The following is a 24,513-nucleotide window of genomic DNA, read 5'->3' as shown; positions in this document are numbered from 1 at the left end:
CCACCTAACGGAGGATCATGACAGTATGTTCCCGCGTCGAACGCTCGGGTTCAAAAACCGTGGGAGACTAGCGCGACATAATTAGATTTTCGTCGCTGCAACCAGCGCGCATTTGGCCGTGCTGACGTTAACGTTGACGAATCCGACATGGACCGCCGCGAAGGTCTTCCGGCTGCGCGGCCCGACTTGGCCGGGCACGATCCGTCGGCGGTCGCTGACATGACTACCGTCCCGCCGGCTGAAGGCGCAGGTGATTTCGACGTCCTTGATTGCGAAACTGTTGGCATTCCGTACCGTGAAGGTCACCAGCGCCCTCGACCCAAGACCGCCGCGCCGCCAGGACTGGGAACTGATCCGCAGGCCGGACAGAGCGGCCGGGTCGAGCGCAGGGGATGAAGCAGGCGGTATCGTCGGCGACAGGCTGGCATTGGCGTCCATGACGGTCCGGCCGGAGCCGACCACCGGGGACGAATCGGGGTGCGCGCTGGACTTGGCCGCCGGGCTGGGCACCACGAATGAGAGCCCAGGCGACGTCTCCGTCCCGTCTTCATCTCCTTCATAGCCGCTGCTCGGGGAGGCCGATCCGACCCGCGTGAGGCTGGAGTCGGCCACCTCCTCCTCTTCGACCGACATGATCAGCCACCCGACGACGCTGAACATGATCAGCGCGAGGATCGCCAACCCCGACACCGCGGCTCCCAAAGGGATGGACGCTCCGTCGCTTCGGCGCATGGCCAGCGACGCCGTGGCATCGGGCTTGCGCCCCAGCAAACGAGAGAGACCCGCGCTCATGTCTGCACCATCGGCTGCCCGGCGGGGGCATCTGGAAGCTTCAATCGGCAAACATCGATAGGGTTGCATGCAAAGCCGACAATTGGAGGGCAGGCCCGGATACCGGTCGGTATGCCGGGCTGGCGCGGCCGGTGACGGGCCGGTAAACATCCGACCCGTTGCCGGCACCTCGAGAAACGCCGCCGCGCCGCAGGCGGTTCACTCCTTCGAAAGATCTCGACGATGTTGAATGTCACGTGGGACCACATCCATCTCCGCAGCCCGGACCCGGAAGCCACCGCTACCTGGCTTCACGACATTCTCGGCGGCGAGATCATCCGCAATCCCGGCCGCATCGACGTCAGGCTCGGCGGCGCCAGCGTGTTCGTCGCCAAGGTCGAGCCGAACGACGGCGTCAACGCGCCGCCTGTGACGCCGCACCAGGGCCTCGATCATTTCGGCCTCACCGTGAAGGACATCGACGCCGCGGCCGCCGAGCTCAAGGCGAAGGGCGTCACCTTCACGACCGAGCCGACCACGATCCGCCCCGGTGTTCGCATCTGCTTCATCCGCGGGCCGGAGGGCATTTCCATCGAGCTGCTGGAGCGCGACAAGAAATACACCTGAGCGCCGCCCCGCCCGGCTACGACATGCTACCCGGCATGAAGCAGCGGATCTGGAGGCCCTGATAGCCGCGCATCGGCCACACCATCGTGCGGCCGACCCGGTTGGGCTCGGTGATCACAGCGTCATCGGGGACGTCGAGCCATTCCCCCTCGATACGGACGCGGTAGTGACCGTCCCTGCTCTCCCAGTCGACATCGCTGACGGCGCTGCCGTCCGCGTCCGAGCAGCACGGGCCCTTGCCGCTGCGCAGACCGTCGAACCATGCCTTGATCTCCGGCGACGAGTTCGCGTACTGGCCGCGATCACGCGCCAGTGACGGTGGCGCGGCGAGTGCGATCAGCAGCGCCGCGCTGCTGACCTGCACAGGCGGCTTCCATCGCGCGGCCCTTTGCCGCTTCGAACCCGTGTTGCTGATGTCAGCACGATCAGCTCGATGCGGCCCATGGCCGCGGGACACGATCCATTTGCTCATTTCCATCTGGTCCATCTGGCTCCTGCACCACCCCAGGGTGCACGGATAGAAATGCATCAACCGGGCCAGATTTCGTTTCGATCTCGGCTTCGTGAGAGTCAATCCGGGGTTTTACGCAGACCGCCCTATTCGGCCGCCTGCTCCAGCGGCGCGACCCGCGGCAGAATGATCTGGACGCGCGTGCCGGCGCCCGGCTCGGAGTCGAGATCGAGCCGGCCGCCGAGCCGGCTGGTCACGATGCTGTAGACGATGTGCAGGCCGAGCCCGGTGCCGCCCTGGTCGCGGCGCGTCGTGAAAAAAGGATCGAAGGCGCGGCGGCGAACGTCGAGCGACATGCCGCAGCCATTGTCGGAAAAGATGATCTCGACATTGTCGCGGCCGGACTCACGCGCCCTGATTTCGATCACGCCGCTCCTGCCGTCCGGAAACGCGTGCGCGACCGCATTGAGGAACAGATTGGTCAGGACCTGCCCGTACGGCCCGGGGTAGCTGTTCATCACCAGGTCGGGCTGGCAATCCACATTCACCGTCAGGTTCTGTCTGCGCACGCCCGGGCGAAGACTCATCACCACCTGCTCGGTGAGATCGGCGAGATCGAAGCTGCGTTGATCGGAGTAGTTGCGGTCCGCCGCCACCTGCTTGAACGACTGGATCAGCTCGGCCGCGCGATTGAGATTGGCGACGAGCTGTCCCGCGGCGCTGCGGCTCATCTCGATGAACTCAGTGAGACTCGACCGCCGCAGCTCGCCCCGCGTGACCGCCTCGCTGAAGCGCTCGGTCTTGCGCTCGAGCGCGGAAGCGACCGTCAGGCTGATGCCGACGGGGTTGTTGACCTCGTGAGCAACACCGGCGACCATGCGCCCGAGCGCCGCGAGCTTCTCGGCTTCGATCAGCGAGGCCTGGGTCTCGCGCAGGTTCCGGAGCGCGGTCTCGGCGGCCTCCTTGGCCTTGCGCATCTCCAGTTCGCTCTTCTTGCGCTCGCCGATGTCGAGCGCCACCGTGACGATCTTGTCGACCTCGCCGTCGGCATCGAGAAGCGGTAGCTTGTTGACCAGCCATTGCCGCATGACGTTGCATGAATCGAGGTATTCCTCCTCGTAGAACCCGAGGCCCGCCTTCGTCGCCAGCACGCGCTTGTCGTTCGAGTCGGTCTTGTTCGCGCCGTAGCGCGACATCAGCTCGCCCGTGGTACGACCGAGCGCATCCTCGGGCTCGACGTTGAAGATGCCGGCCATATAGCGGTTCATCAGGACATAGCGCAGCTCGCGATCCTTGACGTTGATCACCGCCGGCACCGTGTCGATGACCTGCTGCAGCAATCGCCGGCCTTCCGCGATCGCGTCCTCGGCGCGCTTCTGATCCGTGATGTCGCGGACCACGCCTTCGTAGCGAACCACCTCGCCGCTCTCGTCCCGCACCACCGTGGCGCTGTCGGAAAGCCAGCGGACCTCACCGGTGCGCCGGCGCACCTGGTATTCGAACTCGCGCACCATGCCGTCGCGCCGCATCAGCCGCTGATAGCGTTCGCGCGCCAGGGGATGGACATAGATCGTATCCGCGATGTCGTTGACGCTCTGGATCAGCTCGCTCGCGGATTCGTAGCCCATGATGCGCGCGAGCGCCGGATTGGCATTGAGCACAAGACCGCTCGGTGTGGTCACATAGATGCCGTCGATCGAGGCTTCGAACAGCTTGCGATAGCTCTCCTCGGCCAGCCGCTGCTCGGCCAGCGCGCGGACCGCCGCCTCGCGCGCCGCGTCGGCGTCCTGCAAAGTCTGCCGGAAGACCTCGGCCGCCCGCGCGATGTCGCCGATCTCGTTCTGAACGTCGGTCTGGGGGATCGACGCCGCCTTTTCGCCTGCCGCCAGCGCCCTGATCGAGCGTGCGATCGAGGCCAGCGGCCGCACGGTGCGCCGGACCACGAAAGACGCAGCGAAGATGCCGATCAGAACGCCCGCCGTGCCGAAGATGATGCTCTGCCATTTCGTCTCCGCCAGGGTACGGGCGAAGTCGCGCGACAGCACCTTGCCCTGGCTCGCGCTCAAGGCGCGCAGCAACTCGGTGACCCGGCCGATCAGCCGCCCCTCGATGCCCAGCACCTCCTTGTCGAGCCGCGCGATCTCGTCCTCGGTGCCGGCGATGGCGATGATCGCCTCGGCATAGCGGTCGGCGGCCGCACGAAGCGCGCCGTCCTCGATCGGCATCGCGCGCATGCTGCGGGCGGCCTGCTCGGCGCCGGCCGGGTCACGCGCCAGCAGCGCCGCGCCAACCTGGTTCTGCACCTGGAACAAGGCCCGCGCCGTGCCCCGATCGGTCAAGCCGGCGATGGCGTCCTCGAAGCCCTCGCGCGCCGCCGGCAAACCCGACAGCAGCTCGGCACGCCGGGCGATCAGCGCACTGATCCGGTCGATGCCCTCGCGGTAATTGGCGAGCCGCTGGGCGACGCCATCGATGGTCGCCTGCTGCTCCGGCGCGAGCTGCAGGCGCGTCTTCTTCAGGAGCGCGCTGAGCTCGGTCGCCGCCTCCATGGCCCGGTCGGAACGCGAACCGGGATCGGTGACAAAATCACGCGCCGCGAGCCGCAGCTCGTTCATGCGCTGGTCGATCTCCTCGGCGAGATCGCCGACGCCCTGCAGCCGCTGCAATTCGGCAAAGGTCGAATCGATGTGACGGATGGCGATCACGCTCGCCATGCTGGTCGCGGTGATGACGGCGAGCAGCAGCAAAAAGCTGCCAAAGATCATCCGCCCGATCGTCATCGATCGGAGGCTGCTGCAGGCCGTGTCGAGGTCCGGTAATCTACTCATGGGATCCGATGGTCGGAACCGCACTATATACGAGCCGCCGCGCGGCTGAATGAACAGATAGGGAACAATCCCGTCCGCGCATCATCCACCGGACGAAAAATAGCCTGTGCGGTTAACCGGCCGCACCGAACTCGAACACCTCCCCATCATAGCCTGCCTCGCGGGGGATGCGCAGCTGACGGCCACCCTCGGCGGTCCTGGTCATCACCGGCATCACGGTGATGATCTCCATGTCGCGCGCCGCCGCCAATGCCCCGGCCACCGCCGGCTGCTTGCCGAGCCGGATCAGGTTGCGGGTGGTCGGGAACGGCAGCTTGAAGCGGCCATCCTCGCCGCCGGCCAGCGCCTCGCGCGGCGAGACCCAGACGGAGTCGGTCGATTCCCGGCCGTCATGGGCGCCCAGCTGGTCCGGCGGCGCGGCCGCCAGGAAGAACCAGGTGTCGAAGCGCTTCGGCATGCCCTCGGGCGTGATCCAATGCGCGTAAGGGATGAGCGTGTCGAGCGCCAGCACCAGGCCGTGCGCCTCGATGACCTCGAGAAAGCTGGTCTTGCCCTCGCACAACGCCAGGCGATGCGCAGCCTCGATCTCGCGGGCGGCCGCGGCCTCGATCAGCGTGCGCGCGCCGCGCGCTCGCGCCAGCAGGATGCCGCTCTCCTCGAAGGTCTCGCGCACCCCGGCGATGCGGAAGCCGAGCGCCTCGGCGTCCAGGCCATCGTCGCCGGCATAGAGCTCCGGCCTGCCGGCGATCTCCTGATCGCCCTTGTCGACGCTGCCGCCTGGAAACACCAGGGCGCCCGAGTTGAACTCGATCTGATGGTGGCGCACCATCATGAATACCTCGATCTCACGTGCGGCTGCGCTGTCGCGTAGCAGCAGCACGGTCGAGGCGGGACGGACGGCGGCAGCGTCAGCCATGGTCACTCCGCGGCGGTGGCTCGGGGTTGCAGATTGGCGCGGGCGTCGGTGCGGGCGACACGCGACAGCAGATAGTCGACCTCGGCCTTGGCGGCCGCCGTGATCGCCGAGCCCGGCTTGCGCTGTGCGCTGGAGGCGATCGCGCCGCGCTTCTGCAGCACGTATTTGCGCACGGCAAGGCCGGCGCCGGGCTGCTGCTCGTAGCGGACCAGCGGCAGATGCGCGTCGAACAGGTCGTGCGCGGCATCGCGCTTGCCAGCCTGCGACAGCTTGACGACGTCGACCAGCATTTCCGGGAAGGCGTAGCCGGTCATCGCGCCGTCGGCGCCGCGCTCCATCTCGAAGTCCAGGAACAGGCCGCCATTGCCGCACAGGATCGACAGCGGCCGCAGCGAGCCGTCCTTCTGGAAGCCGCGGAGCGCCGAGATCTTCTCCAGGCCCGGCCAGTCCTCATGCTTGAGCATCACGCAGGACGGACTGTCCATGACGATCCTGCGGATCACCGCCGGCGTGAACTGCACGTTCAGCGTCAGCGGATAGTCCTGCAGCACCCACGGAATGTCCTCGCCGATCGCCTCCTGGGCCTGCTTGAAATAGCCCGTGATCTGATCATCGGTGCGCAGGGTCGGCGGCGGCGCGATCATCACGCCCGCAGCGCCGGCATCCATCGAGGCGCGCGCCAGCGCGCGCATCGTCGCGAACCCCGGCGCGGAGACACCGACGATGATCTGCAGGTTCTTGGCGCGCTTGGCAAAGCGCACCGCAACCTGCTCGGATTCCGCCGCGTCCAGCTTCGGCGCCTCGCCCATGATGCCGAGCACCGTGATGCCGTCGCAGCCGGCCTCGGCATAGAAATCGACCAGCCGGTCGATCGAGGCGTCGTCGATGCGGCCGTCATCATGGAACGGGGTCGGCGCGATCGCGAAGGTGCCCTTGGCGGCGGCGGTGAGCTTCATCATCTGTCTCCAATCTCTCTGGCGTCATTCCGGGATCGTCCGCAGGACGAGACCCGGAATCTCGAGATTCCGGGTTCGCTCGCCGTCGCGAGCGCTCCGGAATGACGACCTGAATACATCAAAACCGCCGTGCGGACTTGGCTATCTCGGCCTCCGAAAAGAATATCTCCCCTGCATGGGCGGCGATGTCCTCGGCCTTCCAGGCCGACGACGGCGGTTTCCATCCGTCCATTTCCATCATGCGCAACTCGCGCACGCCGCGTGGACCGGAGACGCCGAGCACCTTGCCGGTCTGATCCCCCGAGAGACTGCTGACCATGTAGAGCACGGCCGGCGCGATGCCCTCGGGCGTCAGCGCCGCGCCCGGGTTCTCCTTGTAGCGCGGCAGGTCGGCCGTCATCCGCGTCAGCGCGCCGGGCGCCAGGGTCCACACCCGGATGTTGTACTTGCGGCCCTCGATTGCCAGCACGTTGGACAGGCCCCAGATACCGCCCTTGGCGGCGCCGTAGTTGGACTGGCCGAAATTGCCGATCAGGCCCGAGGTCGATGAGGTGTTGACGATGACGCCGCCGCCGTTGTCGCGCATCCAGCGGAACACCGGCAGGGTGCAGCAGAAGGTGCCTTTGAGGTGCACCTGGATCACCTTGTCCCAATCCGCTTCGCTCGACTTGGCAAAGGTCTGGTCGCGCAGGATGCCGGCATTGTTGACCAGGATGTCGGCGCGGCCGAAATGCCGGATGGCCTCGTCGAACACAGACTGCCCGCCGGCCATGGTGGAGATGTCGGCGGCGTTGGCGACGGCGTGGCCGCCCTCGGCCTTGATCGCGGCCACCACCTGCTCGGCCATCGACAGGTCGGAGCCGGAGCCGTCGCGCGGCCCGCCAAGGTCGTTGACCACCACCGCCGCGCCCTCGCGCGCGAACAGTTTGGCGTAGGCCTCGCCGAGGCCGCCACCTGCGCCGGTGATCAGCGCCACCTTGCCGTCGAGCAGTCCCATGGGCGCGTCCTCCGCTTATGTTCTTGCTTTCTCCGTCATGGCCGGGCTTGACCCGGCCATCCATCTCCTGAACCGTCCATCCATCACCAGAAGAGGATGGATGCCCGGGTCAAGCCCGGGCATGACGATAACTAACAGCTGTGCCTCACATCACGAGGATCATCCCAGCACTGTCTTGCCGTTCTTGATCACCGTGACGTTGCGCGACTTCACGCGCGCTTCGAAGGAGATCACATCGCCATCCTTCCAGAGATCGACCGTCACGGTCTCGCCGGGGAACACCGGCGACGAGAACCGCGCGGCGTGCTGGCGGAACGCCGAGGCGTCGTAGTCGGCATAGGTCTGCAGAACGGCGCGGCAGGTGAGGCCGTAGGTGCACATGCCGTGCAGGATCGGCCGTGGGAAACCGGCGCGACGGGCAAACTCGGGATCGGAGTGCAGCGGGTTGCGGTCGCCGCACAGGCGGTAGATCAGCGCCTGATCAGGCCGTGTCGAGATGTCGACGCTGCGGTCCGGTGCGCGGGTCGGCACCGGATGCGGGTCGGGGATGCCGCCGGACGGGCCGCCGAAGCCGCCATCGCCGCGGGCGAAGCGTGAGGCGACCAGCGTCGCCAGCGGCGCGCCGCCCTCGTCGCGCAGGATGGTCTGATGGCGGATGACGGCGCCCTTGTCCTTGCCCTTGTCGGACACCGCGAGCACGGAGGAGTCGGCCGTGATCTTCGCGGCCACCGCCAGCGGCTTGTGAAAGGTGATGTCGCGCTCGCCGTCGACCACCAGCACGCGGTTGAGCTTCATGTCGCCGGGACCGGCGCCCCAGGCCGCGACGGAGGCAAAGGTCGGCACCACCTTCAGCGGCCGCGGCTCGGCGGTGGCCTCGTTGACGAAGGCGAGCTCCTTCTCATCCATGGGATCGGCCCCCATGCCGATGCCATAGGCGTACAGCATCACCTCGCGATCACCGTAGGCATAGGGCTGCCCGATCGCCTTCATCGCCATCAGCTCATCGTAGTTGATCGGCATGTCGCCTCCCCGAACTTCGTTCTCTTGTAGGGTGGGCAAAGCGAAGCGTGCCCACCGCCTTTCTTGTTGTATATCGGTGGGCACGGCGCTCCGCGCCTTAGCCCACCCTACGCACGTCTTCCGATGCCCATTGCTGCGCCCTCTCCCCTTGTGGGAGAGGGCAGCGCAACTATCAATTCCGACCTCACTCGGGTGAGGGGTTGTCTCCACAGCCGCGCTGTCTGCGCGGAGAGAGACCCCTCACCCGGCTCAATCTCGCTTCGCTCGATCTCGCCACCCTCTCCCACAAAGGGAGAGGGTACACCATTGTTGGAGCACGCAGATGCATGCCCCATCGTCATTGCGAGCGGAGCGAAGCAATCCAGAGCCGCACGAGGACTCTGGATTGCTTCGTCGCTTCGCTCCAATGACGTGGAGCCGCATCCGTGCTCCCTCACCTACACCGGCGTGAAGAACGGCAGCGGGGCGCCGTCGGTGGGCTTGAACACAACCCTCACCTTCTGGCCGATCTTCAACGCATCGAAATCGCAATCGACGAAATTGGTCTGCAGCGACGGCCCCTCCTTCAAGGTCACGTAGCCGATCGCATAGGGCCCGGTCGGCGACTTGCGCATGATCGAGAACGTGTAGATCTCGCCCTCGCCCGCGCTCTGCTCCCACACCGTCTGGTCGGAGAAGCAGAACGGGCAGATCGAGCGCGGGAAATAATGCGCCTCGCCGCATGCCGTGCAGCGCTTGATCATGAATTTGCCCTCGGCGGCGGCATCCCAGAACGCCTTGGTCTCGGGATTGGTGACGGGGGCCGGAAGTTTCTTGGCTTCGGACATCAGACGCGCTCCAGAATGCAGGTCGAGGCGGCGTGGCGCACGCCGAGCAGGCCGCCGGTGCCATGGGCGATGGCGAGGTCGCAATTCGGCACCTGGACCTTCGGATGAGCTTCGCCGCGCAGCTGGCGCACGGCCTCGATCACCTTGGTCATGCCGCCGCGGTTGACCGGATGGTTGCTGCACAGGCCGCCGCCATCGGTGTTGAACGGCAGCTTGCCGACGCCGGAGATGAGGTTGCCGTCGGCGACGAACTTGCCGCCCTCGCCCTTCTTGCAGAAGCCGAGGTCCTCGAGCTGCATCAGCACCGTGATGGTGAAGCTGTCATAGATCGAGGCGTATTTGATATCATTCGGGGTCACGCCCGCCTCCTCGAAGGCGCGCGGGCCGGACCACACACCGGCGGAATAAGTGAGATCGAGGTCCTTGCCGCCGCGCGGCCCCTTCATCGCCTCGCCATGGCCGATCAGCCGCACCAGCGGCTTCTTCAGGCTCTTGGCGATCTCCGGCGTGGTCACGATCAGCGCACCGCCGCCGTCGGTAACGACGCAGCAATCCATGCGGTGCAACGGATCGGAGATCATCGGCGAGTTGATCACGTCCTCGACCGTCACGACCTCCTTCAGCATCGCATGCGGATTGTACTGCGCGTGATGCGAGGCCGCGACCTTGATCCAGGCGAGCTGCTCCGACGTGGTGCCATAGTCGTGCATGTGGCGCATGGCGCACATGCCGTAGGCATTGTGCGTGGTGGCGCCATAGGCCATCTCGAAGTCGGCTTCCGCGCCGGCGGCGCGCGGCGGCATCGGGCCGGTGCGCGGCTTGCCGGCCAGCGTGATCAGCGCGATCGAGCATTTGCCGGCGGCAATCGCCTCAGCGGCGTGGCCGACGTGGATCAGATAGGAGCAGCCGCCGGTCTCGGTGGAATCGATGTGCCGCACCTTCAAGCCGAGATAGTCGACCATCGGCCACGCGCCGCCCGGCGCATCGCCGGCGCAGAAATAGCCGTCGACATCTTTCGCGCTCAACCCGGCATCCTCCAGCGCCCCCTTGGCGACCTCGGCATGCAGTTGTGCGGTCGATTTGTCCGGTGCGTGCCGGGTCGGATGCTCATAGATCCCGGCAATGTAGGCCTTGCCCTTGATGGTCAATTCCGTCTCCGCTTCCTGTCGTGTCCTGCCCGATGGTTGGAGATTTTCTGGACCCTCGCAGGAGGCTTGGCAAGCGTGGAAAATATTCCGCGAGGTGGAGATGACGCATGGTCTCGCCCTTCACTCCGCCGTCGTCCCGGGCTTGACCCGGGACCCATAACCACCGGCGGATCTTGTTGGACTCGATGGTCGCCCCGCGTGCCCTCTCACACCCGCCGGTGGTTATGGGTCCCGGGTCAAGCCCGGGACGACAGCGATCGTGTGGCGCGAGCGAGCACATATCGAACTACACGTCACCCAGCACTCCCGCGACATCACTGCCCGGGTCATGCTGATCTTGTTCGCCCTCTTCAGATCGGAGGGCGCAGGGAAGGCCAGGCGTCGGCTGACGCCTGCGGCCCGCCTGCGAAAAAAATGCAGGCGGCAGGTACCACAGGTGCAGCCGAGAACACCCGGCCTTCCCTGCGCGATGGTCTTCACGCTTATACGCAGTCTGCCTGGTGCGCCGGGCTTGTTGGCCACCATGATCCGCGCGGCGCGTCAGCGCCGTCACGAACGTGACACCAGCGTCGGGGTGCCAGCACGCTGCGACTTCACGTCCGCGCCGAACCGTTCGTCCGCGCATCCCTCAAGGACACGCTGCGGCTCCATCGCGGCCATCGCTCCCCGCCCCGCGTGTCGTGACGATCGCGCGCAACGCCCCTTCCGAGTGAGGCGGGATGGCGGCAATAAAGCATGATTTCCGATATTCGTCAATATAAATCTGTAAATCAGAATTTGAACGAGGCCTGTCACCCGGGTGAGCGCAGCGACACCCGGGACAGCCGTCCCGCATATCGCTTCGCTCATGCGGGCTACGGCTCTCTCCGCGTCATTGCGAGCGAAGCGAAGCAATCCAGGACGGCCCGTAGGACTCTGGATTGCTTCGTCGCTGCGCTGTTCGCAATGACGTTGAAACCGTAGGGTTCCGAGCTTGCGGTGAGACGGTGGGCACGCGCCGCCAGGGGCGGCGCTTTGCCCACCCTACGGGCCCTACTCCGCCGCCATCTGGCGTGGCGCCGACGGCGGGTTGGCGAGGTCGGCCGCCAGTTGCGCGTAGCGCGCCTTGGCGTCCTGCACGGCCTTGTCCTTCACCGGGCCGTAGCCGCGGATCTTGTCGGGCAGCGACAGGAATTCGACGGCGATGTCGGCATTGGCGGGCGACAAGAGGCTGAGCACCGTCGCGACGTCCTTTTCGTAGCCGGCGATCAGGTCGCGCTCCATCTTGCGCTCGGCGGAATAGCCGAAGATGTCGAGCGGCGTGCCGCGCAGGCCCTTCAGCCTCGCCAGCAGCCGGAACATCTTCATCATGCCCGGGCCATAGCTCTTCTTCTTCGGCCGGCCCTGGGGATCGAGGCCGGAATTGAAGATCGGCGGCGCCAGGTTGAAGGAGATCTTGTAATCGCCTTCGAAGGCGTCGTGGAGCTGCTTCTCGAAGGTGCCGTCGGAGAACAACCGCGCCACCTCGTACTCGTCCTTGTAGGCGAGCAGCTTGGCGTAGTTGATCGCAACGGCGCGCGGCAGTGCCTCGCCGTAGCCGCCCTTGTCGGCGGCCTCGCGTACCTGGTCGACCAGCTTGCGGTAGCGCTTGGCGAGCCGGGCGTTCTGGTAGGCCGCGAGATAGGTCATGCGATGGGCGATGATCTCGTCCAGCGTCATCGCGTCGAGCGATTTCGGCGGCACCGTCTCGTCCTGTCCGGTCATCATGCCGGCGACGCGCTCGGGGTTGACCACCACGAGGCGGCCGAGCCGGAATGCCTCGGTGTTCATCTTGACCGCGACGCCGTTGATCGCGATCGCCTTCTCGATGGCCTCGGCCGAGAGCGGCAGCAGGCCCTTCTGATAGGCATAGCCCATCATCATCATGTTGGTGGCGATGGAGTCGCCGAGCAGTGCCTCGGCCGGCTTGGTGAAGTCGAAGAACGTCGAGTCCTTGCGCAGCGCCGTTTCCAGCAGGCTCGTCACCTTGCGGTTCTGGAAGTTGAAATCGCGGTTGAGGACGAAATCGGCGGTCGGGATCAGATGGCTGTTGATGACGCCATGGGTGCGCTCGGCATCGCACAGCGTGATCGTCTCCTTGGCACCCGCCACCACCTCGTCGGCGGCGATGACGAGATCTGCGGTGCCGGTGACGATGCGCGAGCAGGTCACGTCGGCGGTGTTCTTCGACAGGCGGACGTGGCTGAGCACCGCGCCGCCCTTTTGCGCGAGGCCCGACATGTCGAGGATCATCGAGGCCTTGCCCTCGATATGGGCGGCCATGCCGAGCAGCGCGCCGATGGTCAGCACACCGGTGCCGCCGACGCCGCCGACGGCGACATTGTAGGGCCGCTCCAGCGACGGCTTGGTCAGGGGCTCCGGCATCACGCCGATGTCGCCGAGCTCGGCCGGAGCCCGCGAGCGCGGCTTGCCGCCGTCGATGGTCACGAAGGACGGGCAGAAGCCCTTCACGCAGGAATAGTCCTTGTTGCAGGACGACTGGTTGATGACGCGCTTGCGGCCGAGTTCGGTCTCCAGCGGCTCGACCGAGATGCAGTTCGACTGCACCGAGCAGTCGCCGCAGCCTTCGCAGACGGCCGGGTTGATGAAGACGCGGCGCTGCGGATCCTCCATCGTGCCGCGCTTGCGGCGGCGGCGCTTCTCGGCGGCGCAGGTCTGCACGAACACGATGGCGGAAGCGCCTTTGGTCTGGCGCAGCGTCTTCATGACGTTGTCGAGCTCGTCGCGATGCGCCAGCTTGACGCCGGGCGCGATGCTGTCGGCCGGATAGGCATCCGGGTTCTCTGAGACCAGGTAGATCTCGCGGATGCCCTCGGAATGCAGCTGGAAGGTGATCTGCTGCGGCGACAGATCGCCGTCATGGCGCTGGCCGCCGGTCATCGCGACGGCGTCGTTATAGAGAATCTTGTAGGTGATGTTGGCCTTGGAGGCGACCGCCTGGCGGATCGCGAGGCTGCCGGAGTGGAAATAGGTCCCGTCGCCGAGATTGGCGAAGATGTGCTCCTCATTGGTGAACGGCGCGATGCCGACCCACGGCACGCCCTCGCCGCCCATATGCGTGAAGGTCTCGGTGTTGCGGTTCATCCACAGCGACATGAAGTGGCAGCCGATGCCGGCGAGCGCGCGGCTGCCCTCGGGCACTTTCGTCGAGGTGTTGTGCGGACAGCCGGAGCAGAAATACGGCGTGCGCGCCACCGGCGAGACCAGCTGCATCTGCGAGGCGTCGCGGCCGTTGAACCAGTCGGCCTTGGCGCGCAGCATCGCCTTGATCTCGGGATTGAGGTCGAGGCGAAGAAGCCGCTCCGTGAGCGATGTCGCGAGCGAGGCGACGGAGAGCTCGGTCGCGAACGGCAGGAAGCGCTTGTCGTGGTCGTCCATCTTGCCGACGATGCGCGGGCGGACGTCATCGCGCCAGTTGAACAGCTCCTGCTTGACCTGGTTCTCGACGATCTCGCGGCGCTCCTCGACGATGAAGATCTCCTCGAGCCCGACCGCGAACTGGCGCACGCCCTCCGGCTCCAGCGGCCAGGGCATGCCAATCTTGTAGAGCCTGAGACCGATCTTGGCGGCGACCTCCTCGGTGATCCCCAGCTCGCGCAGCGCCTGACGGATGTCCTCGTAGCTCTTGCCCGACGCCATGATGCCGTAGCGGGCGTTCGGCGAGTCCATCGTGATGCGGTTGACCTTGTTGGCGCGGGCGAAGGCGATCGCGGCAAAGCCCTTGTAGTCCTGCAGCCGGCGGTCCTGGTCGAAGCGATCGTCGGGCCAGCGCAGGTTGAGGCCGCCCGGCGGCAGCTCGAAGTCGGTGGGAATGACGAACGGCGTCATCTCGTCGTTGAGGTTGATCTCGGCGGTGGTCTCCACCGTCTCGGTGATCACCTTCATGCCGACCCAGCAGCCGGAATAGCGCGACATGGCGATGCCGAGCAGGCCCATCTCGATCATCTCGTGGATCGACGAGGGATAGAGGTAGGGCATCAGCGCCGACATGAAGGCGTGGTCGGACTGGTGCGGCACGGTGGAGGACTTGGCGCCGTGGTCGTCGCCGGCGAGACAGAGCACGCCGCCGTTCTTGGCGGAGCCCGCGGCATTGCCGTGGCGGAACACGTCACCACAGCGGTCGACGCCGGGGCCCTTGCCGTACCAGATGCCGACCACGCCGTCATACTTGCCGCCGGGCGACAAATGAAGCTGCTGCGAGCCCCACACGGCGGTCGCTGCCAGGTCCTCGTTCACCCCGGGCTGGAACTTGATATTGTACTGCTCGAGATGCTTGCGCGCGGAGAACAGCTGCTGGTCGTAGCCGCCGAGCGGCGAGCCGCGATAGCCGGAGATGAAGCCGGCGGTGTTGAGGCCGGCGGCGCGGTCGCGCCGGATCTGGGCCATCGGCAGCCGCACCAGCGCCTGGATGCCGGTCAGGAAGATGTGGCCGGAGCTTGCGGTGTATTTCTGGTCGAGATTGATCTCGCTCTCGTTGATGCCCATTCCGCCCTCTTGCCGTGCTTTATCAGGGGTGCGCGACTGCCGCCGGACGGCGGAAGCGCGCGTTCTGCCAATCATTTATGTCTGCTTTTGAAGAATGCGCATCACAAATCTCGTCCGCGCAGGGCAGCCAACCGAAATCGCAATTTCATGGCGGCAGCCGGCTGCGGCTTTTGCGGTTTGTGTCGAAAACGGCGGCTGCCGCGAAATGGGATGATGCGCGCCATGGCTTTGGCGGCTCGGCGGACGGTGATTGAACCGTTGTGGCCGGCGCGATTCTGGCCCCAACGAATTGTGCAATGCGATAAGACCGCCGCCGTTCAGCCACGCTCCTCGCCCGAAAAGACGAAGCGCGGCATATTCCATTTGTAGCGGATTGCGAGCAGCCGGAACGACAGTCCGAGCGCGAAGGTCAGCGCCGTCCACCATCCGCTGGCGATGCCGAGCGACAGCCCCGTCGCATAGACCAGGCCCGTGACGAGGGAGACGCTGGCGTAGAGCTCGGCGCGAAACAGCAATGGCACGTCATTGCACAGGATGTCGCGCAGCACGCCGCCGGCGCAGCCGGTGATCATCCCGGCGACGATGACGATGCCGATCGGCACGTTCATCTGCCAGGCGATGTCGCAGCCGGTCATCGTGAACACGACGAGGCCGACGGCATCGAGAACGAGGAACGCCATCGTCAGCCGGTGAACCAGGCGCGCCATGGCGATCGTCACGAACGGCGCCAGCACGGTGAGCAGCAGCAGGGACGGCCGCTCGACCCAGGCGAGCGGATAGTGGCCGAGCAGAACGTCGCGCAAGGTGCCGCCGCCGAGCGCGGTGATCGCCCCCAACAAACAGACGCCCATCCAGTCCATGCTGCGGCGTCCCGCCGCGAGCGCGGCCGTCATCGCCTGCGCCGCCAGCGCCACCCAGGTCAACAGATGCAGCACGCTGTCACCGGGCGGCAGGTTCCACATCGAGGGGGCTCCAGCTGGACAGAGAATCGCAAAGTAGGCGAGGAACCTTAGCGCGGCACGCAACGGATCGACTGGGGAATTCGCAAGGTTTCGCGGAACAGAGCCGGGGCTGCGCTGGTTGTCGGGTGACAATCGCAAAGGAGGACATCATGGCCAACGAACGGCTCCCGAACGAACGCTATCCCGACGGCATCAACCGGCCGGACATGACCACGCGCCCCGGCATGGCCGGTGCTGACATGACCGCTGCCGAGTACGAGCGCACGGCGCGGATGGACAGCCAGCTGCAGCCCGATCCCGAGCTGAGGGAAGGCTCCGCCTCGACCGGGCGTATTGCCGCCTACGCCCTGGGCATCGCGATCCTGCTCGGCGCCGTCTTCTACGGCCTCAACAACATGTCGATGCGGAGCGACCAGGCGAGCACGACGCCCGCCTCGCAGTCGGCGTCGACGAGCAATGGCAGCAGCAACAGCTCGTCCGGCGTGACCACCGGCGCCGCGGGCGACCGCACCACGCCGCCGCCGGCGGCCCCGAAGGCTCCGACTAACACCAACAACGCGAAGTAATTCGTCAACTATCCCACGAACGGCATGCCGCCGTTCTCAACTCGGGCGGCGGATGAGCGATCATCCGCCGCCTTTTTGCGCCCGCTCATCAGCAAGGCTGATATCGGCGCGCACGTCATGGCGCCAACAAACGAGTGTCAGGGTGGAACGATCTGCGCGCTTGCCGATTGCCTGTGCGGCACTTTGACCCACACTGATTGGAGGAGATTTGTGATGAAGGCTTTCATTCTCGCGGCCGCAGCAGGCACGCTCGTGATGACCGCAGCACAGGCTGCGCCGCTCTCGGTCGATGTGTCGGCCGTCCCCCAGCGCGACGTCCAGACCGTCCGCATGGTCTGCAACGAGGACGGCCATTGCTGGCGCGAGCGCCACGAGCGCCGTGTGATCATTCACGACGACCGCGACTCCTACGCCTATGCGCCGCGCGAGCGCTACATCGAGCGTCGCACCTATGAACACCGCGACGGCATCGGCATCCGCGCCCCCGGCGTGAGCGTCGGCATCGGAACGGACCGCTACTGAACAGTCGTAGCGAACGGATTGGAAAAGCCGCGGCAAGTCCGCGGCTTTTCTACATGCGTGGCCCAACTCAACCGAAGAGCTTGTTCAGCTCGCCGCCGGGATAGCCGCCTGCCAGCTCGGTGAAGGTGCCCTGCTCGGCCATCTCCCTGGCCGCGCGCATGAAGCCGGCCCAGGCCATCCGAGCCAGCGAACCGCCGACGCTGATGCGGCGCACGCCGAGCTCGGCGGCCTGGCTGAGTGAGAGACCGGACGCCCCGATCAGCAGGTTGACCGGCTTTGGCGCCATCGCTTTGACGACCGCCGTGATCTCCTCGACCGTCTTGATCCCCGGAGCATACAGACAGTCCGCGCCGGCCTCGGCATAGGCCGTTAGACGGTCGGTCACGAGCCCCAGGTCGGGCTTGCCCCAGAGAAACGCCTCGCAGCGGCCGGTCAGCAGCACGTCGCCGCCGCTGGCATCGATCGCCTGCCGTGCGGCGCGGATGCGGGCCACCGCCAGTTCGCGTTCGTAGAGCGGATCATCCTTGTCACCCGTGGAGTCCTCGATCGACAGACCCGCGACGCCGGTCGCGACCGCGCGCGTGACGTTGGCGGCCACGCCCTCGGGGGCATCGGCGAAGCCGCCCTCGAAATCGGCGTTGACGGGAATGTCGACCGCCGCGGACAGCGCCGCCAGATGCGCGAGCATCTCGTCGAGCGTCGTGCCGGTGTCGGCCTTGCCGATCGACCACGCGAAGCCGGCGCTGGTCGAGGCGACCGCCTTGAAGCCGAGATGCTGCAGCATTTTCGCCGTGCCGGCATCGAACGGGTTCGGCAAAATAAAGCAGCCGGTCTCGTGCAATTTGCGAAAGGCCGCGCGCTTGTCCGCCGTGCTGGTCACCGTCATGTCATCCTCCCATGCATCTCTTCGTTGCACCAGGATAGTCCCGCTCTCATGGCGCCGCCACGACATTGCGCAGAAATGTTCGCTCTTCGCCCAGAATGAGTTTGTGCTCCTCCGCGAGTGCGAAGTTCGCCCGTCCCTCGCCATCGCTTCGCAAGGTTGCGCGATAGCGCTCGTAAGCCGCGAGACTGTCGAATGAAATCAGGCCATAGGCGACGTCGTTGGTGCCTTCATGAGGCATGAAATAGCCGATCAGGTCGCCGCCGCAGCGGGGAATGATCGACAGCCAGCGCCTGGCGTAGGCTTCGAACACGTCGCGCTGATGCGGATCGATGCGATAGCGGATGAAGACGGTGATGGCCATGACAACCTCCGGTAAGTTTCGTATCATCGACACTATCCGCTTGCGGGGCGAGAATGCTTCGGCTAGCATCGAACTATGAAATCGGGTCCGGACATTGCGATGGTGGCGGCGCTGGTCGGCGATCCCGCCCGCGCCAACATGCTGACGGCGCTGCTCTCGGGCCGGGCGCTGACCGCGACCGAGCTCGCCCAGGAAGCGGGCGTGACGCCGCAGACGGCGAGCTCGCATCTTGCCAAGCTCGAAGGCGGCGGCCTGGTCGAGCCGGAAAAACAGGGCCGTCACCGCTACTACCGGCTCGCCGATCCGGACGTCGCCGACGTGCTGGAGAAGCTCGCCGGCCTTGCCGCGCGCGCCGGCCACATGCGGGTGCGCACCGGGCCGAAGGAGCCGGAGCTGCGGCGGGCGCGCATCTGCTACGATCATCTTGCCGGCGATCTCGGCGTGCAGATGCTCGATAGCATGACCCGGCAGAAGCTGGTGCGCCGGCGCAAGCAGGAGATCGTGCTGACCGAGGACGGCAAACATTTCCTGGCGCAGCATTTGCGGATCTCGCCGGAAATGCTGGCGCATCCGCGCCGGCCCGTCTGCAAGGCCTGCCTCGACTGGAGCGCGCGGCGGCATCATCTCGCCGGCACGCTCGGCGCAGCGTTGATGAAGCGCTTCACCGAGCTGAAATGGGCGGCGCGCGATGCCACTCCAGGCAGTCGCGTGGTCAATTTCAGCCGCGCCGGCGAAAAGCATTTCGCGGCGCTGTTCGGTCCGGCCGAGGACTGACGATCACGTGCTGTTTATCGCAGCAATGCCTTCGTGCATTGCGGCCAGAGCGAACGCAGGGCACGGCGAGACGGTTGACGACCCCATCTCACTCCCGGAGTCTCCATGTCCCGTTTCGCTGCCGCGCTCTGCGCTGCCCTGCTCACCGTCGCGCCGATCGCCGCCCGCGCTGCGGAGATGCCGCGCGAGCCCTATGGCATCAACCTCGAAGGCTTCGCCTATCCCTACCCGGTCAGCCTGCTGCCCTTGGTCAACGACAGCGAGCAGCTGCGCATGGCCTACATGGATGTCGCGCCGGCGCAGCCGAACGGCCGCGTTGCGCTGCTGCTCCACGGCCGCAACTTCCCCTCGAGCTACTGGGCGCCCGTGATCAAGACACTGACCGACGCCGGCTTCCGCGTCGTGGTGCCCGACCAGGTCGGCTTCGGCAAATCAACCAAGCCGTCGGGCGAACTGCATTTCGACACGCTGGCGCGCAACACGATGACGCTGCTCGATCACCTCGGCATCGCCAAGGCCGACATCGTCGCGCATTCCATGGGCGGCATGCTGGCCGTCCGCATCGCCCGCGCCTATCCCGACCGGGTCGCGCATCTCGTGCTGACCGCGCCGATCGGGCTCGAGGACTACCGCGCCTACGTGCCGCCGGTCCCGTCGGAAAAGATCAGCGAGAGCGAGGACCGGCTGACGTCGGACGGCTATCGCAAGCAGCTGGAGACCAACTACGCGCTGAAGCTGCCGCCGGAGCAGGTCACGCCGTTCATCGATGCCCGCTTCAACCTGAAGCAAAGCGCCGACTATCCGCGCTGGCTGAAGAGCTTCGTCAGCTCCTATCAGATGATCTACCGCGAGCCGGTGGTGCACGAGATCCCGCTGCTGACGCAGCCGACGCTGTTCATCATGGGCGCGGACGATCACAACGCGCCGGGACGGCCGAACGCGCCGGAAGCCTTGAGAGCGAAGATGGGCCAGAACGCCGAGCTGGCAAAGGACCTGGCCAGCCGGATGCGCGATGCCCGCGCCGAGGTGGTCGCCAATGCCGGCCACCTCGTCTTCCTCGACGCGCCGGACAAATACGACGCGCTGCTGCTGGACTTCCTCGGCAGGTAGTTCAAACGGACACGACCGGCAGGGATCGCGCCGATCCCTGCCGTGCCGCAATCACGAGTCCGAAACGGCGCCTGGCCGCAACGCGGCCGGGCCGATCACCAGGAGTGGCGCCGATGCCAATGGCGGCGCCAGTGCCGATGATGGTGACGCCAGCCCCAATGGCGGCGCCGCCAACCCCAATGCCGCCGGCGCCAGCCCCAGTGATGGCCGTGGCCGTGATGTCCGTGATGTCCCCAGCGCACCTGCTCCGGCGCGAGCCGATCGGCCTCGTCCTGCGAGCCGACCGCGCGCTCGACGTGCTGATCCCTGGCTGAAGGCGCGGCTTCGTTCAGCGGCGACGGCGAGAGCGGCGCGGCGACCGCATCGCTGGTGCGAAGCACGGCGCCGGCCGCCGCCGCGCAGCCGAACCCCAATGCCAGCTTGAGGAAATTCCGTCGTTCCATCGCACGCCTCCATGATCCACGAGCCAGAGCATGACGGAGTATTCGGCCGATCACCTGAACGTTAGCTGAACCGGATCGCAGTACGGTGATGGAAGCGCCACGCCTTCGTCGTCGAAGGCAACGCAAGCTCAGCCGTCGACCGTCTGCGCCAGCACGAAGCTCTCGCGCGTCCGGGTCACGTCGGGCCAGTCGCGATTGAAATCGGCGGTCAGGCGTTTCATCTCGCGCCGCCGATCGCACGCTCCACCGCGGCGATGGCATCGAACTGATACATCGCCTGATGCACCCTGGGATCAGCGAGACTCCACACCCGCCACGCCTTGCGCACGCCGAAGCTCCTGATCGCGTCGGGCAGATGAACGTCGCGATACCAGCGATCGAACGCATCGCGCCGGGCGGGATCAGGCACGGTCGCGCGCACGACGAAGATGGCTGACGGCATCGAGTTTCCTCCGGACCACGTTGGTGTTGTTCCGGAGTCGACCCGCAATCCGCAGCTCAGCGAAACCCCGCGGCCAGGCCGACCACCTGCCCGTCGAGCCCGTTGAAGCCGTGATGGCCGCGCGCCTGACAGGGATCCCCCTCTTCCGCGCCGCCCGACAGCCACTTCGCGCGCGCCCGGCCGCCGGACCATCTGATGAACGGGTCGACGCCTGCCGGCAGCGTGAACTTGCAGGCGTCGCTGGTATGATGGATGACCAGCGTCCGCGGCAAGGCCGAGGGCGAGCCGAGGATCGACATCACGTTCGAGGAGCTCCCCGACTCCGGACTGAGGAAGCCCGAGGTCAGCACCAACGCATCCGGCCGGGCACCGCGCGCGATGCCTTCCGCGGCGCGCAACGTGCCGCGGCTGGTGCCGATCACCGTCACCGGCCGCTTGATCGTGGCCATGTAGTCCACCGCGGCCTTCAGATCGGTACTGGTGTCCGCGACCATCACGGCGAGCCCGCGTGCGGCATAAGCGTTGCGCGTGCGCACCAGCTGGTTGCCGAGCAGGCCGTGAATGTCGCCGCGCTCGCCGACATGGATGGCGCCGTCACCGCCGGGCAGCAGGATCACGCTGGCGCGCACCGAGGCCGGCCTGATCAGCGCGACGCGGGAGCCGCCGATCGTCACGGTCTCATCGGCGAAGGCTGCTCCGGCTGCGACAGCCGACATCGCAACTGCCAGCCAGATACGTATCCAATTCGCCGGTCTGATCATCGGAGCCTCCCCGCGCGGACTCGCGCTGCCGCGGGAGGCTATCAGAAATCAACGAGGCCCGGAGTGCCTAGGAGTCCGGGCCTCGTCACCTCGCGACCTCGCGCGAGCGAAGCCGGTCGGTATTTGACAATGTCTAGCGTCCGATCACGCCGATCGCATTGAGCTGGCTCAAGACGTCAGTAGCAGCGCGTGATCGTGACGGTGTGATCGCCGCCGCGGCGTCCCGGCACCGTCACGGTCTGCATCGGGCAGCTCGATACGTAGGGGCGATCGGATGGCACGACGTTCGGTGGAAAGCGGTGGGCCCAGTCCCACGGGACGTCGTAGGTATAGGTGTAACGCACGTCGGCCGAGGTCCGCTCCGGGATCTGCTGCGGCACGGGCTCGTCATAACCGCCATAGGCGAAGGCGCCGGCGGCCGGCAGATAGGCGCGAGCGCCGCGATAATGGTGATGACGCAGGCCGGGCCTGATCCCAGGCGCCGGCCGGACGACCTGGCTCGGTCCAACGGGACCGGCAGTCACCGCGGCGCCAGACCGGGCCGATGCGGCCTCGGTCGAGAAGATCAGCGCAGCGGCCGCCGCGCAGACGACGAAAACGCCTGAATTCCGAAATGCCGATGTTCTGTCAGCCATGATACGCGACCCTACTCTTCCGACCCACCCGACAAGGCTAGGCCAGCGGCCCAGTTCCCGCAAACCCATCGTTAAAGGTTAGTTAAGCGACAGGCTTAACGCCAGGGCCCGACCCGGCTCCGGATTGCCGCAATTCCCGCAATGCGACCAGCAACCCAGAGCCGGGCACGAGGCCCCCGGATTGCTTCGTCGCTGCGCTCCTCGCAATGACGATGGGTGCGGCTGGCTCTCATCCCCCGGCCGACGCAGCAGGACGGCGACGGCGCCCGGCGCGCGCGCCGCGTTCTCCGTCATTGCGAGCGAAGCGAAGCAATCCAGGGCCACGCGGCAGCTCGCAATGATTTTGTCGCCGCCGCCCGCGAGGACGACGGCTCGAGCCGATGCCTACAGCGGCAGATTGTCGTGCTTCTTCGCCGGCATCTCCATCTTCTTGTCGCGGAGCATCGCGAGCGCACGCGCGATGCGGCGGCGGGTGGAGTGCGGCATGATGACGTCGTCGATATAGCCGCGCTCGGCGGCGATGAACGGCGACAGGAAGCGGTCCTCGTATTCCTTGGTGCGCGCGGCGATCTTGTCCGGGTCCGCCATGTCGGCGCGGAAGATGATCTCGACCGCGCCCTTGGCGCCCATGACCGCGATCTGCGCCGTCGGCCAGGCATAGTTCATGTCGGCCCCGATCTCCTTGGAGGCCATGACGTCGAAGGCGCCGCCATAGGCTTTGCGGGTGATCACCGTCACCAGCGGCACCGTGCATTGCGAGTACGCGAACAGAAGCTTGGCGCCGTGCTTGATCAGGCCGCCATATTCCTGCGCGGTGCCCGGCAGGAAGCCCGGAACGTCGACGAAGGTGACGATCGGGATGTTGAAGGCATCACAGAAGCGCACGAAGCGCGCGGCCTTGCGCGACGCGTCGGAGTCGAGCACGCCCGCCAGCACCATCGGCTGGTTGGCGACGAAGCCGACGGTGCGCCCCGCAATGCGGCCGAAGCCGGTGACGATGTTCTTGGCGAAGGCGTCCGCGATCTCGAAGAAATCGCCCTCGTCGACGACCTTCAGGATCAGCTCCTTCATGTCATAGGGCTTGTTCGGATTGTCCGGGATCAGGGTATCGAGCGACATGTCGACGCGCTCGATGTCGTCGAAGCTCGGCCATTCCGGCACGCCGTCGCTGTTGTTGCTCGGCAGGAAGTCGATCAGTCGGCGCATCTGCAGCAGCGTCTCGACGTCGTTGTCGAAGGCGCCGTCGGCAATCGAGGAGCGCGTCGCGTGCACCGAGGCGCCGCCGAGCTCCTCCGCGGTGACGACCTCGTTGGTGACGGTCTTCACGACGTCGGGGCCGGTGACGAACATGTAGCTGGTGTTCTTCACCATGAAGATGAAGTCGGTCATGGCCGGCGAATAGACGTCGCCGCCGGCGCAGGGACCCATGATGACGGAGATCTGCGGGATCACGCCCGAGGCCAGCACATTGCGGCGGAACACGTAGGAATAGCCCGCGAGCGCCGCGACGCCCTCCTGGATGCGGGCGCCGCCGGCATCATAGAGGCCGATGATGGGGCTACGCGCCTTCATCGCCATGTCCTGCAGCTTGGTGATCTTCAGCGCGTGGGTCTCGGACAGCGAGCCGCCGAACACGGTGAAATCCTTGGCGAAGACGAAGGTCTTGCGGCCGTTGACGGTGCCCCAGCCGGTGACGACGCCGTCGCCGGGGACCTTGGTCTTCTCCATGCCGAACTCGGTGGAGCGGTGCTCGACGAACATGTCGAACTCCTCGAACGAGCCCTTGTCGAGCAGCAGCTCGATGCGCTCCCGCGCCGTCAGCTTGCCGCGCGCATGCTGCGCCTCGATGCGCTTCTCGCCGCCACCGAGCTTGGCGCCTTTGCGCCGTTCCTCGAGGGTGTCCAGAATGTCCTTCATGCGCTTCCCGCCCGTTCCCGATGTCGTGACTGTTGGCGGCCTTCTATCACGGCTATTTCGGAGCCGGAA

23 protein-coding genes and 1 pseudogene are annotated in these 24,513 nt (G+C 66.3%); 6 read left to right on the top strand and 18 right to left on the bottom strand.

Going from position 1 to position 24,513, the window contains the following annotated elements; translation table 11 throughout:
- Positions 1–81 precede the first annotated feature (81 nt).
- On the bottom strand, positions 82–792 hold the full coding sequence (locus ACQR1H_RS03980) for a hypothetical protein (RefSeq protein ID WP_434907164.1): 711 nt from the start codon (positions 790–792) through the stop codon (positions 82–84).
- A gap of 222 nt (positions 793–1,014) precedes the next feature.
- Between ACQR1H_RS03980 and ACQR1H_RS03975 the strand changes: the two genes are divergently transcribed.
- Positions 1,015–1,398: a VOC family protein gene (locus tag ACQR1H_RS03975; RefSeq protein ID WP_434907163.1), complete on the top strand. Its 384-nt coding sequence runs from the start codon at positions 1,015–1,017 to the stop codon at positions 1,396–1,398.
- Between the two features lie 16 nt (positions 1,399–1,414).
- Here the strand turns inward: ACQR1H_RS03975 and ACQR1H_RS03970 are convergent, their stop codons facing one another.
- The 9 genes from ACQR1H_RS03970 to ACQR1H_RS03930 form a co-directional block, all read right to left on the bottom strand.
- Complete coding sequence (locus ACQR1H_RS03970) at positions 1,415–1,870, bottom strand: hypothetical protein (RefSeq protein ID WP_434907184.1); 456 nt, start codon at positions 1,868–1,870, stop codon at positions 1,415–1,417.
- 125 nt (positions 1,871–1,995) lie between these two features.
- Positions 1,996–4,677, bottom strand: coding sequence for a PAS domain-containing protein (locus ACQR1H_RS03965; protein ID WP_434838333.1), 2,682 nt, complete (start codon positions 4,675–4,677; stop codon positions 1,996–1,998).
- 112 nt (positions 4,678–4,789) lie between these two features.
- The gene (locus ACQR1H_RS03960; protein WP_316182079.1) at positions 4,790–5,593 is read right to left on the bottom strand and encodes an NUDIX hydrolase; all 804 of its coding nucleotides are present in this window, start codon (positions 5,591–5,593) and stop codon (positions 4,790–4,792) included.
- Between the two features lie 2 nt (positions 5,594–5,595).
- A complete protein-coding gene (locus tag ACQR1H_RS03955; protein WP_316237756.1) occupies positions 5,596–6,549 on the bottom strand; it encodes a dihydrodipicolinate synthase family protein in 954 nt (317 codons plus the stop codon).
- Between the two features lie 118 nt (positions 6,550–6,667).
- On the bottom strand, positions 6,668–7,546 hold the full coding sequence (locus tag ACQR1H_RS03950; protein WP_434874583.1) for an SDR family oxidoreductase: 879 nt from the start codon (positions 7,544–7,546) through the stop codon (positions 6,668–6,670).
- A gap of 159 nt (positions 7,547–7,705) precedes the next feature.
- Positions 7,706–8,566, bottom strand: coding sequence for a MaoC/PaaZ C-terminal domain-containing protein (locus tag ACQR1H_RS03945; protein WP_434848749.1), 861 nt, complete (start codon positions 8,564–8,566; stop codon positions 7,706–7,708).
- Positions 8,567–9,003: 437 nt separating this feature from the next.
- On the bottom strand, positions 9,004–9,393 hold the full coding sequence (locus tag ACQR1H_RS03940; protein ID WP_434848249.1) for a Zn-ribbon domain-containing OB-fold protein: 390 nt from the start codon (positions 9,391–9,393) through the stop codon (positions 9,004–9,006).
- Positions 9,393–10,541 (bottom strand): thiolase domain-containing protein, encoded by a 1,149-nt coding sequence (locus tag ACQR1H_RS03935; protein WP_316183709.1) that lies wholly within the window; start codon positions 10,539–10,541, stop codon positions 9,393–9,395. The genes ACQR1H_RS03940 and ACQR1H_RS03935 overlap by 1 nt, the downstream gene beginning before the upstream one ends.
- Before the next feature lie 1,032 nt (positions 10,542–11,573).
- Entirely contained in the window at positions 11,574–15,065 is a 3,492-nt protein-coding gene (locus ACQR1H_RS03930; RefSeq protein WP_434848747.1) for an indolepyruvate ferredoxin oxidoreductase family protein, read from the bottom strand.
- A 77-nt stretch (positions 15,066–15,142) separates the two neighbouring features.
- Here ACQR1H_RS03930 and ACQR1H_RS03925 point away from each other — a divergent pair, with 77 nt between their 5' ends.
- The gene (locus tag ACQR1H_RS03925; RefSeq protein WP_316177161.1) at positions 15,143–15,319 is read left to right on the top strand and encodes a hypothetical protein; all 177 of its coding nucleotides are present in this window, start codon (positions 15,143–15,145) and stop codon (positions 15,317–15,319) included.
- Between the two features lie 63 nt (positions 15,320–15,382).
- Here ACQR1H_RS03925 and ACQR1H_RS03920 read toward each other — a convergent pair whose 3' ends face one another.
- Positions 15,383–16,027 (bottom strand): trimeric intracellular cation channel family protein, encoded by a 645-nt coding sequence (locus ACQR1H_RS03920; protein ID WP_316177159.1) that lies wholly within the window; start codon positions 16,025–16,027, stop codon positions 15,383–15,385.
- A gap of 149 nt (positions 16,028–16,176) precedes the next feature.
- Here ACQR1H_RS03920 and ACQR1H_RS03915 point away from each other — a divergent pair, with 149 nt between their 5' ends.
- Both ACQR1H_RS03915 and ACQR1H_RS03910 read left to right on the top strand, forming a co-directional pair.
- Positions 16,177–16,593, top strand: coding sequence for a hypothetical protein (locus tag ACQR1H_RS03915; protein ID WP_316237753.1), 417 nt, complete (start codon positions 16,177–16,179; stop codon positions 16,591–16,593).
- A 213-nt stretch (positions 16,594–16,806) separates the two neighbouring features.
- Positions 16,807–17,115, top strand: a complete 309-nt coding sequence (locus tag ACQR1H_RS03910) for a hypothetical protein (protein ID WP_434907162.1) — start codon at positions 16,807–16,809, stop codon at positions 17,113–17,115.
- Between the two features lie 67 nt (positions 17,116–17,182).
- Here the strand turns inward: ACQR1H_RS03910 and ACQR1H_RS03905 are convergent, their stop codons facing one another.
- Both ACQR1H_RS03905 and ACQR1H_RS03900 read right to left on the bottom strand, forming a co-directional pair.
- On the bottom strand, positions 17,183–18,001 hold the full coding sequence (locus tag ACQR1H_RS03905) for an isocitrate lyase/PEP mutase family protein (RefSeq protein WP_434907161.1): 819 nt from the start codon (positions 17,999–18,001) through the stop codon (positions 17,183–17,185).
- A 46-nt stretch (positions 18,002–18,047) separates the two neighbouring features.
- On the bottom strand, positions 18,048–18,362 hold the full coding sequence (locus tag ACQR1H_RS03900; RefSeq protein ID WP_316177153.1) for an NIPSNAP family protein: 315 nt from the start codon (positions 18,360–18,362) through the stop codon (positions 18,048–18,050).
- Positions 18,363–18,437: 75 nt separating this feature from the next.
- Between ACQR1H_RS03900 and ACQR1H_RS03895 the strand changes: the two genes are divergently transcribed.
- Positions 18,438–19,136: an ArsR/SmtB family transcription factor gene (locus ACQR1H_RS03895; protein ID WP_315714525.1), complete on the top strand. Its 699-nt coding sequence runs from the start codon at positions 18,438–18,440 to the stop codon at positions 19,134–19,136.
- A 105-nt stretch (positions 19,137–19,241) separates the two neighbouring features.
- Positions 19,242–20,246: an alpha/beta fold hydrolase gene (locus ACQR1H_RS03890; protein WP_316216059.1), complete on the top strand. Its 1,005-nt coding sequence runs from the start codon at positions 19,242–19,244 to the stop codon at positions 20,244–20,246.
- Between the two features lie 95 nt (positions 20,247–20,341).
- Here the strand turns inward: ACQR1H_RS03890 and ACQR1H_RS03885 are convergent, their stop codons facing one another.
- The 5 genes and pseudogenes from ACQR1H_RS03885 to ACQR1H_RS03865 all read right to left on the bottom strand — a co-directional run bounded on the left by ACQR1H_RS03885 (position 20,342) and on the right by ACQR1H_RS03865 (position 24,444).
- Entirely contained in the window at positions 20,342–20,689 is a 348-nt protein-coding gene (locus ACQR1H_RS03885; protein WP_434907160.1) for a twin-arginine translocation signal domain-containing protein, read from the bottom strand.
- 128 nt (positions 20,690–20,817) lie between these two features.
- Positions 20,818–21,131 (bottom strand): annotated as a pseudogene (locus ACQR1H_RS03880) (hypothetical protein).
- Positions 21,132–21,187: 56 nt separating this feature from the next.
- A complete protein-coding gene (locus tag ACQR1H_RS03875; protein WP_410051913.1) occupies positions 21,188–21,892 on the bottom strand; it encodes an alpha/beta hydrolase in 705 nt (234 codons plus the stop codon).
- A 176-nt stretch (positions 21,893–22,068) separates the two neighbouring features.
- Positions 22,069–22,527: a hypothetical protein gene (locus ACQR1H_RS03870; protein WP_434886662.1), complete on the bottom strand. Its 459-nt coding sequence runs from the start codon at positions 22,525–22,527 to the stop codon at positions 22,069–22,071.
- 384 nt (positions 22,528–22,911) lie between these two features.
- Positions 22,912–24,444 (bottom strand): acyl-CoA carboxylase subunit beta, encoded by a 1,533-nt coding sequence (locus tag ACQR1H_RS03865; RefSeq protein ID WP_315800948.1) that lies wholly within the window; start codon positions 24,442–24,444, stop codon positions 22,912–22,914.
- Positions 24,445–24,513: the final 69 nt, after the last annotated feature.

Source organism: Bradyrhizobium sp. HKCCYLRH2015 (genome assembly GCF_051168215.1).
In the GTDB taxonomy this organism is placed as follows: Bacteria; Pseudomonadota; Alphaproteobacteria; order Rhizobiales; family Xanthobacteraceae; genus Bradyrhizobium.
This window is presented reverse-complemented; position numbering and strand designations above follow the sequence as displayed.

Coding starts and splice junctions, on each gene's coding strand:
- ACQR1H_RS03980 (WP_434907164.1), bottom strand. CDS start 792: ATGAGCGCGGGTCTCTCTCGTTTGCTGGGGCGCAAGCCCGATGCCACG.
- ACQR1H_RS03975 (WP_434907163.1), top strand. CDS start 1,015: ATGTTGAATGTCACGTGGGACCACATCCATCTCCGCAGCCCGGACCCG.
- ACQR1H_RS03970 (WP_434907184.1), bottom strand. CDS start 1,870: ATGAGCAAATGGATCGTGTCCCGCGGCCATGGGCCGCATCGAGCTGAT.
- ACQR1H_RS03965 (WP_434838333.1), bottom strand. CDS start 4,677: ATGAGTAGATTACCGGACCTCGACACGGCCTGCAGCAGCCTCCGATCG.
- ACQR1H_RS03960 (WP_316182079.1), bottom strand. CDS start 5,593: ATGGCTGACGCTGCCGCCGTCCGTCCCGCCTCGACCGTGCTGCTGCTA.
- ACQR1H_RS03955 (WP_316237756.1), bottom strand. CDS start 6,549: ATGAAGCTCACCGCCGCCGCCAAGGGCACCTTCGCGATCGCGCCGACC.
- ACQR1H_RS03950 (WP_434874583.1), bottom strand. CDS start 7,546: ATGGGACTGCTCGACGGCAAGGTGGCGCTGATCACCGGCGCAGGTGGC.
- ACQR1H_RS03945 (WP_434848749.1), bottom strand. CDS start 8,566: ATGCCGATCAACTACGATGAGCTGATGGCGATGAAGGCGATCGGGCAG.
- ACQR1H_RS03940 (WP_434848249.1), bottom strand. CDS start 9,393: ATGTCCGAAGCCAAGAAACTTCCGGCCCCCGTCACCAATCCCGAGACC.
- ACQR1H_RS03930 (WP_434848747.1), bottom strand. CDS start 15,065: ATGGGCATCAACGAGAGCGAGATCAATCTCGACCAGAAATACACCGCA.
- ACQR1H_RS03925 (WP_316177161.1), top strand. CDS start 15,143: ATGTCTGCTTTTGAAGAATGCGCATCACAAATCTCGTCCGCGCAGGGC.
- ACQR1H_RS03920 (WP_316177159.1), bottom strand. CDS start 16,027: ATGTGGAACCTGCCGCCCGGTGACAGCGTGCTGCATCTGTTGACCTGG.
- ACQR1H_RS03915 (WP_316237753.1), top strand. CDS start 16,177: ATGGCCAACGAACGGCTCCCGAACGAACGCTATCCCGACGGCATCAAC.
- ACQR1H_RS03910 (WP_434907162.1), top strand. CDS start 16,807: ATGAAGGCTTTCATTCTCGCGGCCGCAGCAGGCACGCTCGTGATGACC.
- ACQR1H_RS03905 (WP_434907161.1), bottom strand. CDS start 18,001: ATGACGGTGACCAGCACGGCGGACAAGCGCGCGGCCTTTCGCAAATTG.
- ACQR1H_RS03900 (WP_316177153.1), bottom strand. CDS start 18,362: ATGGCCATCACCGTCTTCATCCGCTATCGCATCGATCCGCATCAGCGC.
- ACQR1H_RS03895 (WP_315714525.1), top strand. CDS start 18,438: ATGAAATCGGGTCCGGACATTGCGATGGTGGCGGCGCTGGTCGGCGAT.
- ACQR1H_RS03890 (WP_316216059.1), top strand. CDS start 19,242: ATGTCCCGTTTCGCTGCCGCGCTCTGCGCTGCCCTGCTCACCGTCGCG.
- ACQR1H_RS03885 (WP_434907160.1), bottom strand. CDS start 20,689: ATGGAACGACGGAATTTCCTCAAGCTGGCATTGGGGTTCGGCTGCGCG.
- ACQR1H_RS03875 (WP_410051913.1), bottom strand. CDS start 21,892: ATGATCAGACCGGCGAATTGGATACGTATCTGGCTGGCAGTTGCGATG.
- ACQR1H_RS03870 (WP_434886662.1), bottom strand. CDS start 22,527: ATGGCTGACAGAACATCGGCATTTCGGAATTCAGGCGTTTTCGTCGTC.
- ACQR1H_RS03865 (WP_315800948.1), bottom strand. CDS start 24,444: ATGAAGGACATTCTGGACACCCTCGAGGAACGGCGCAAAGGCGCCAAG.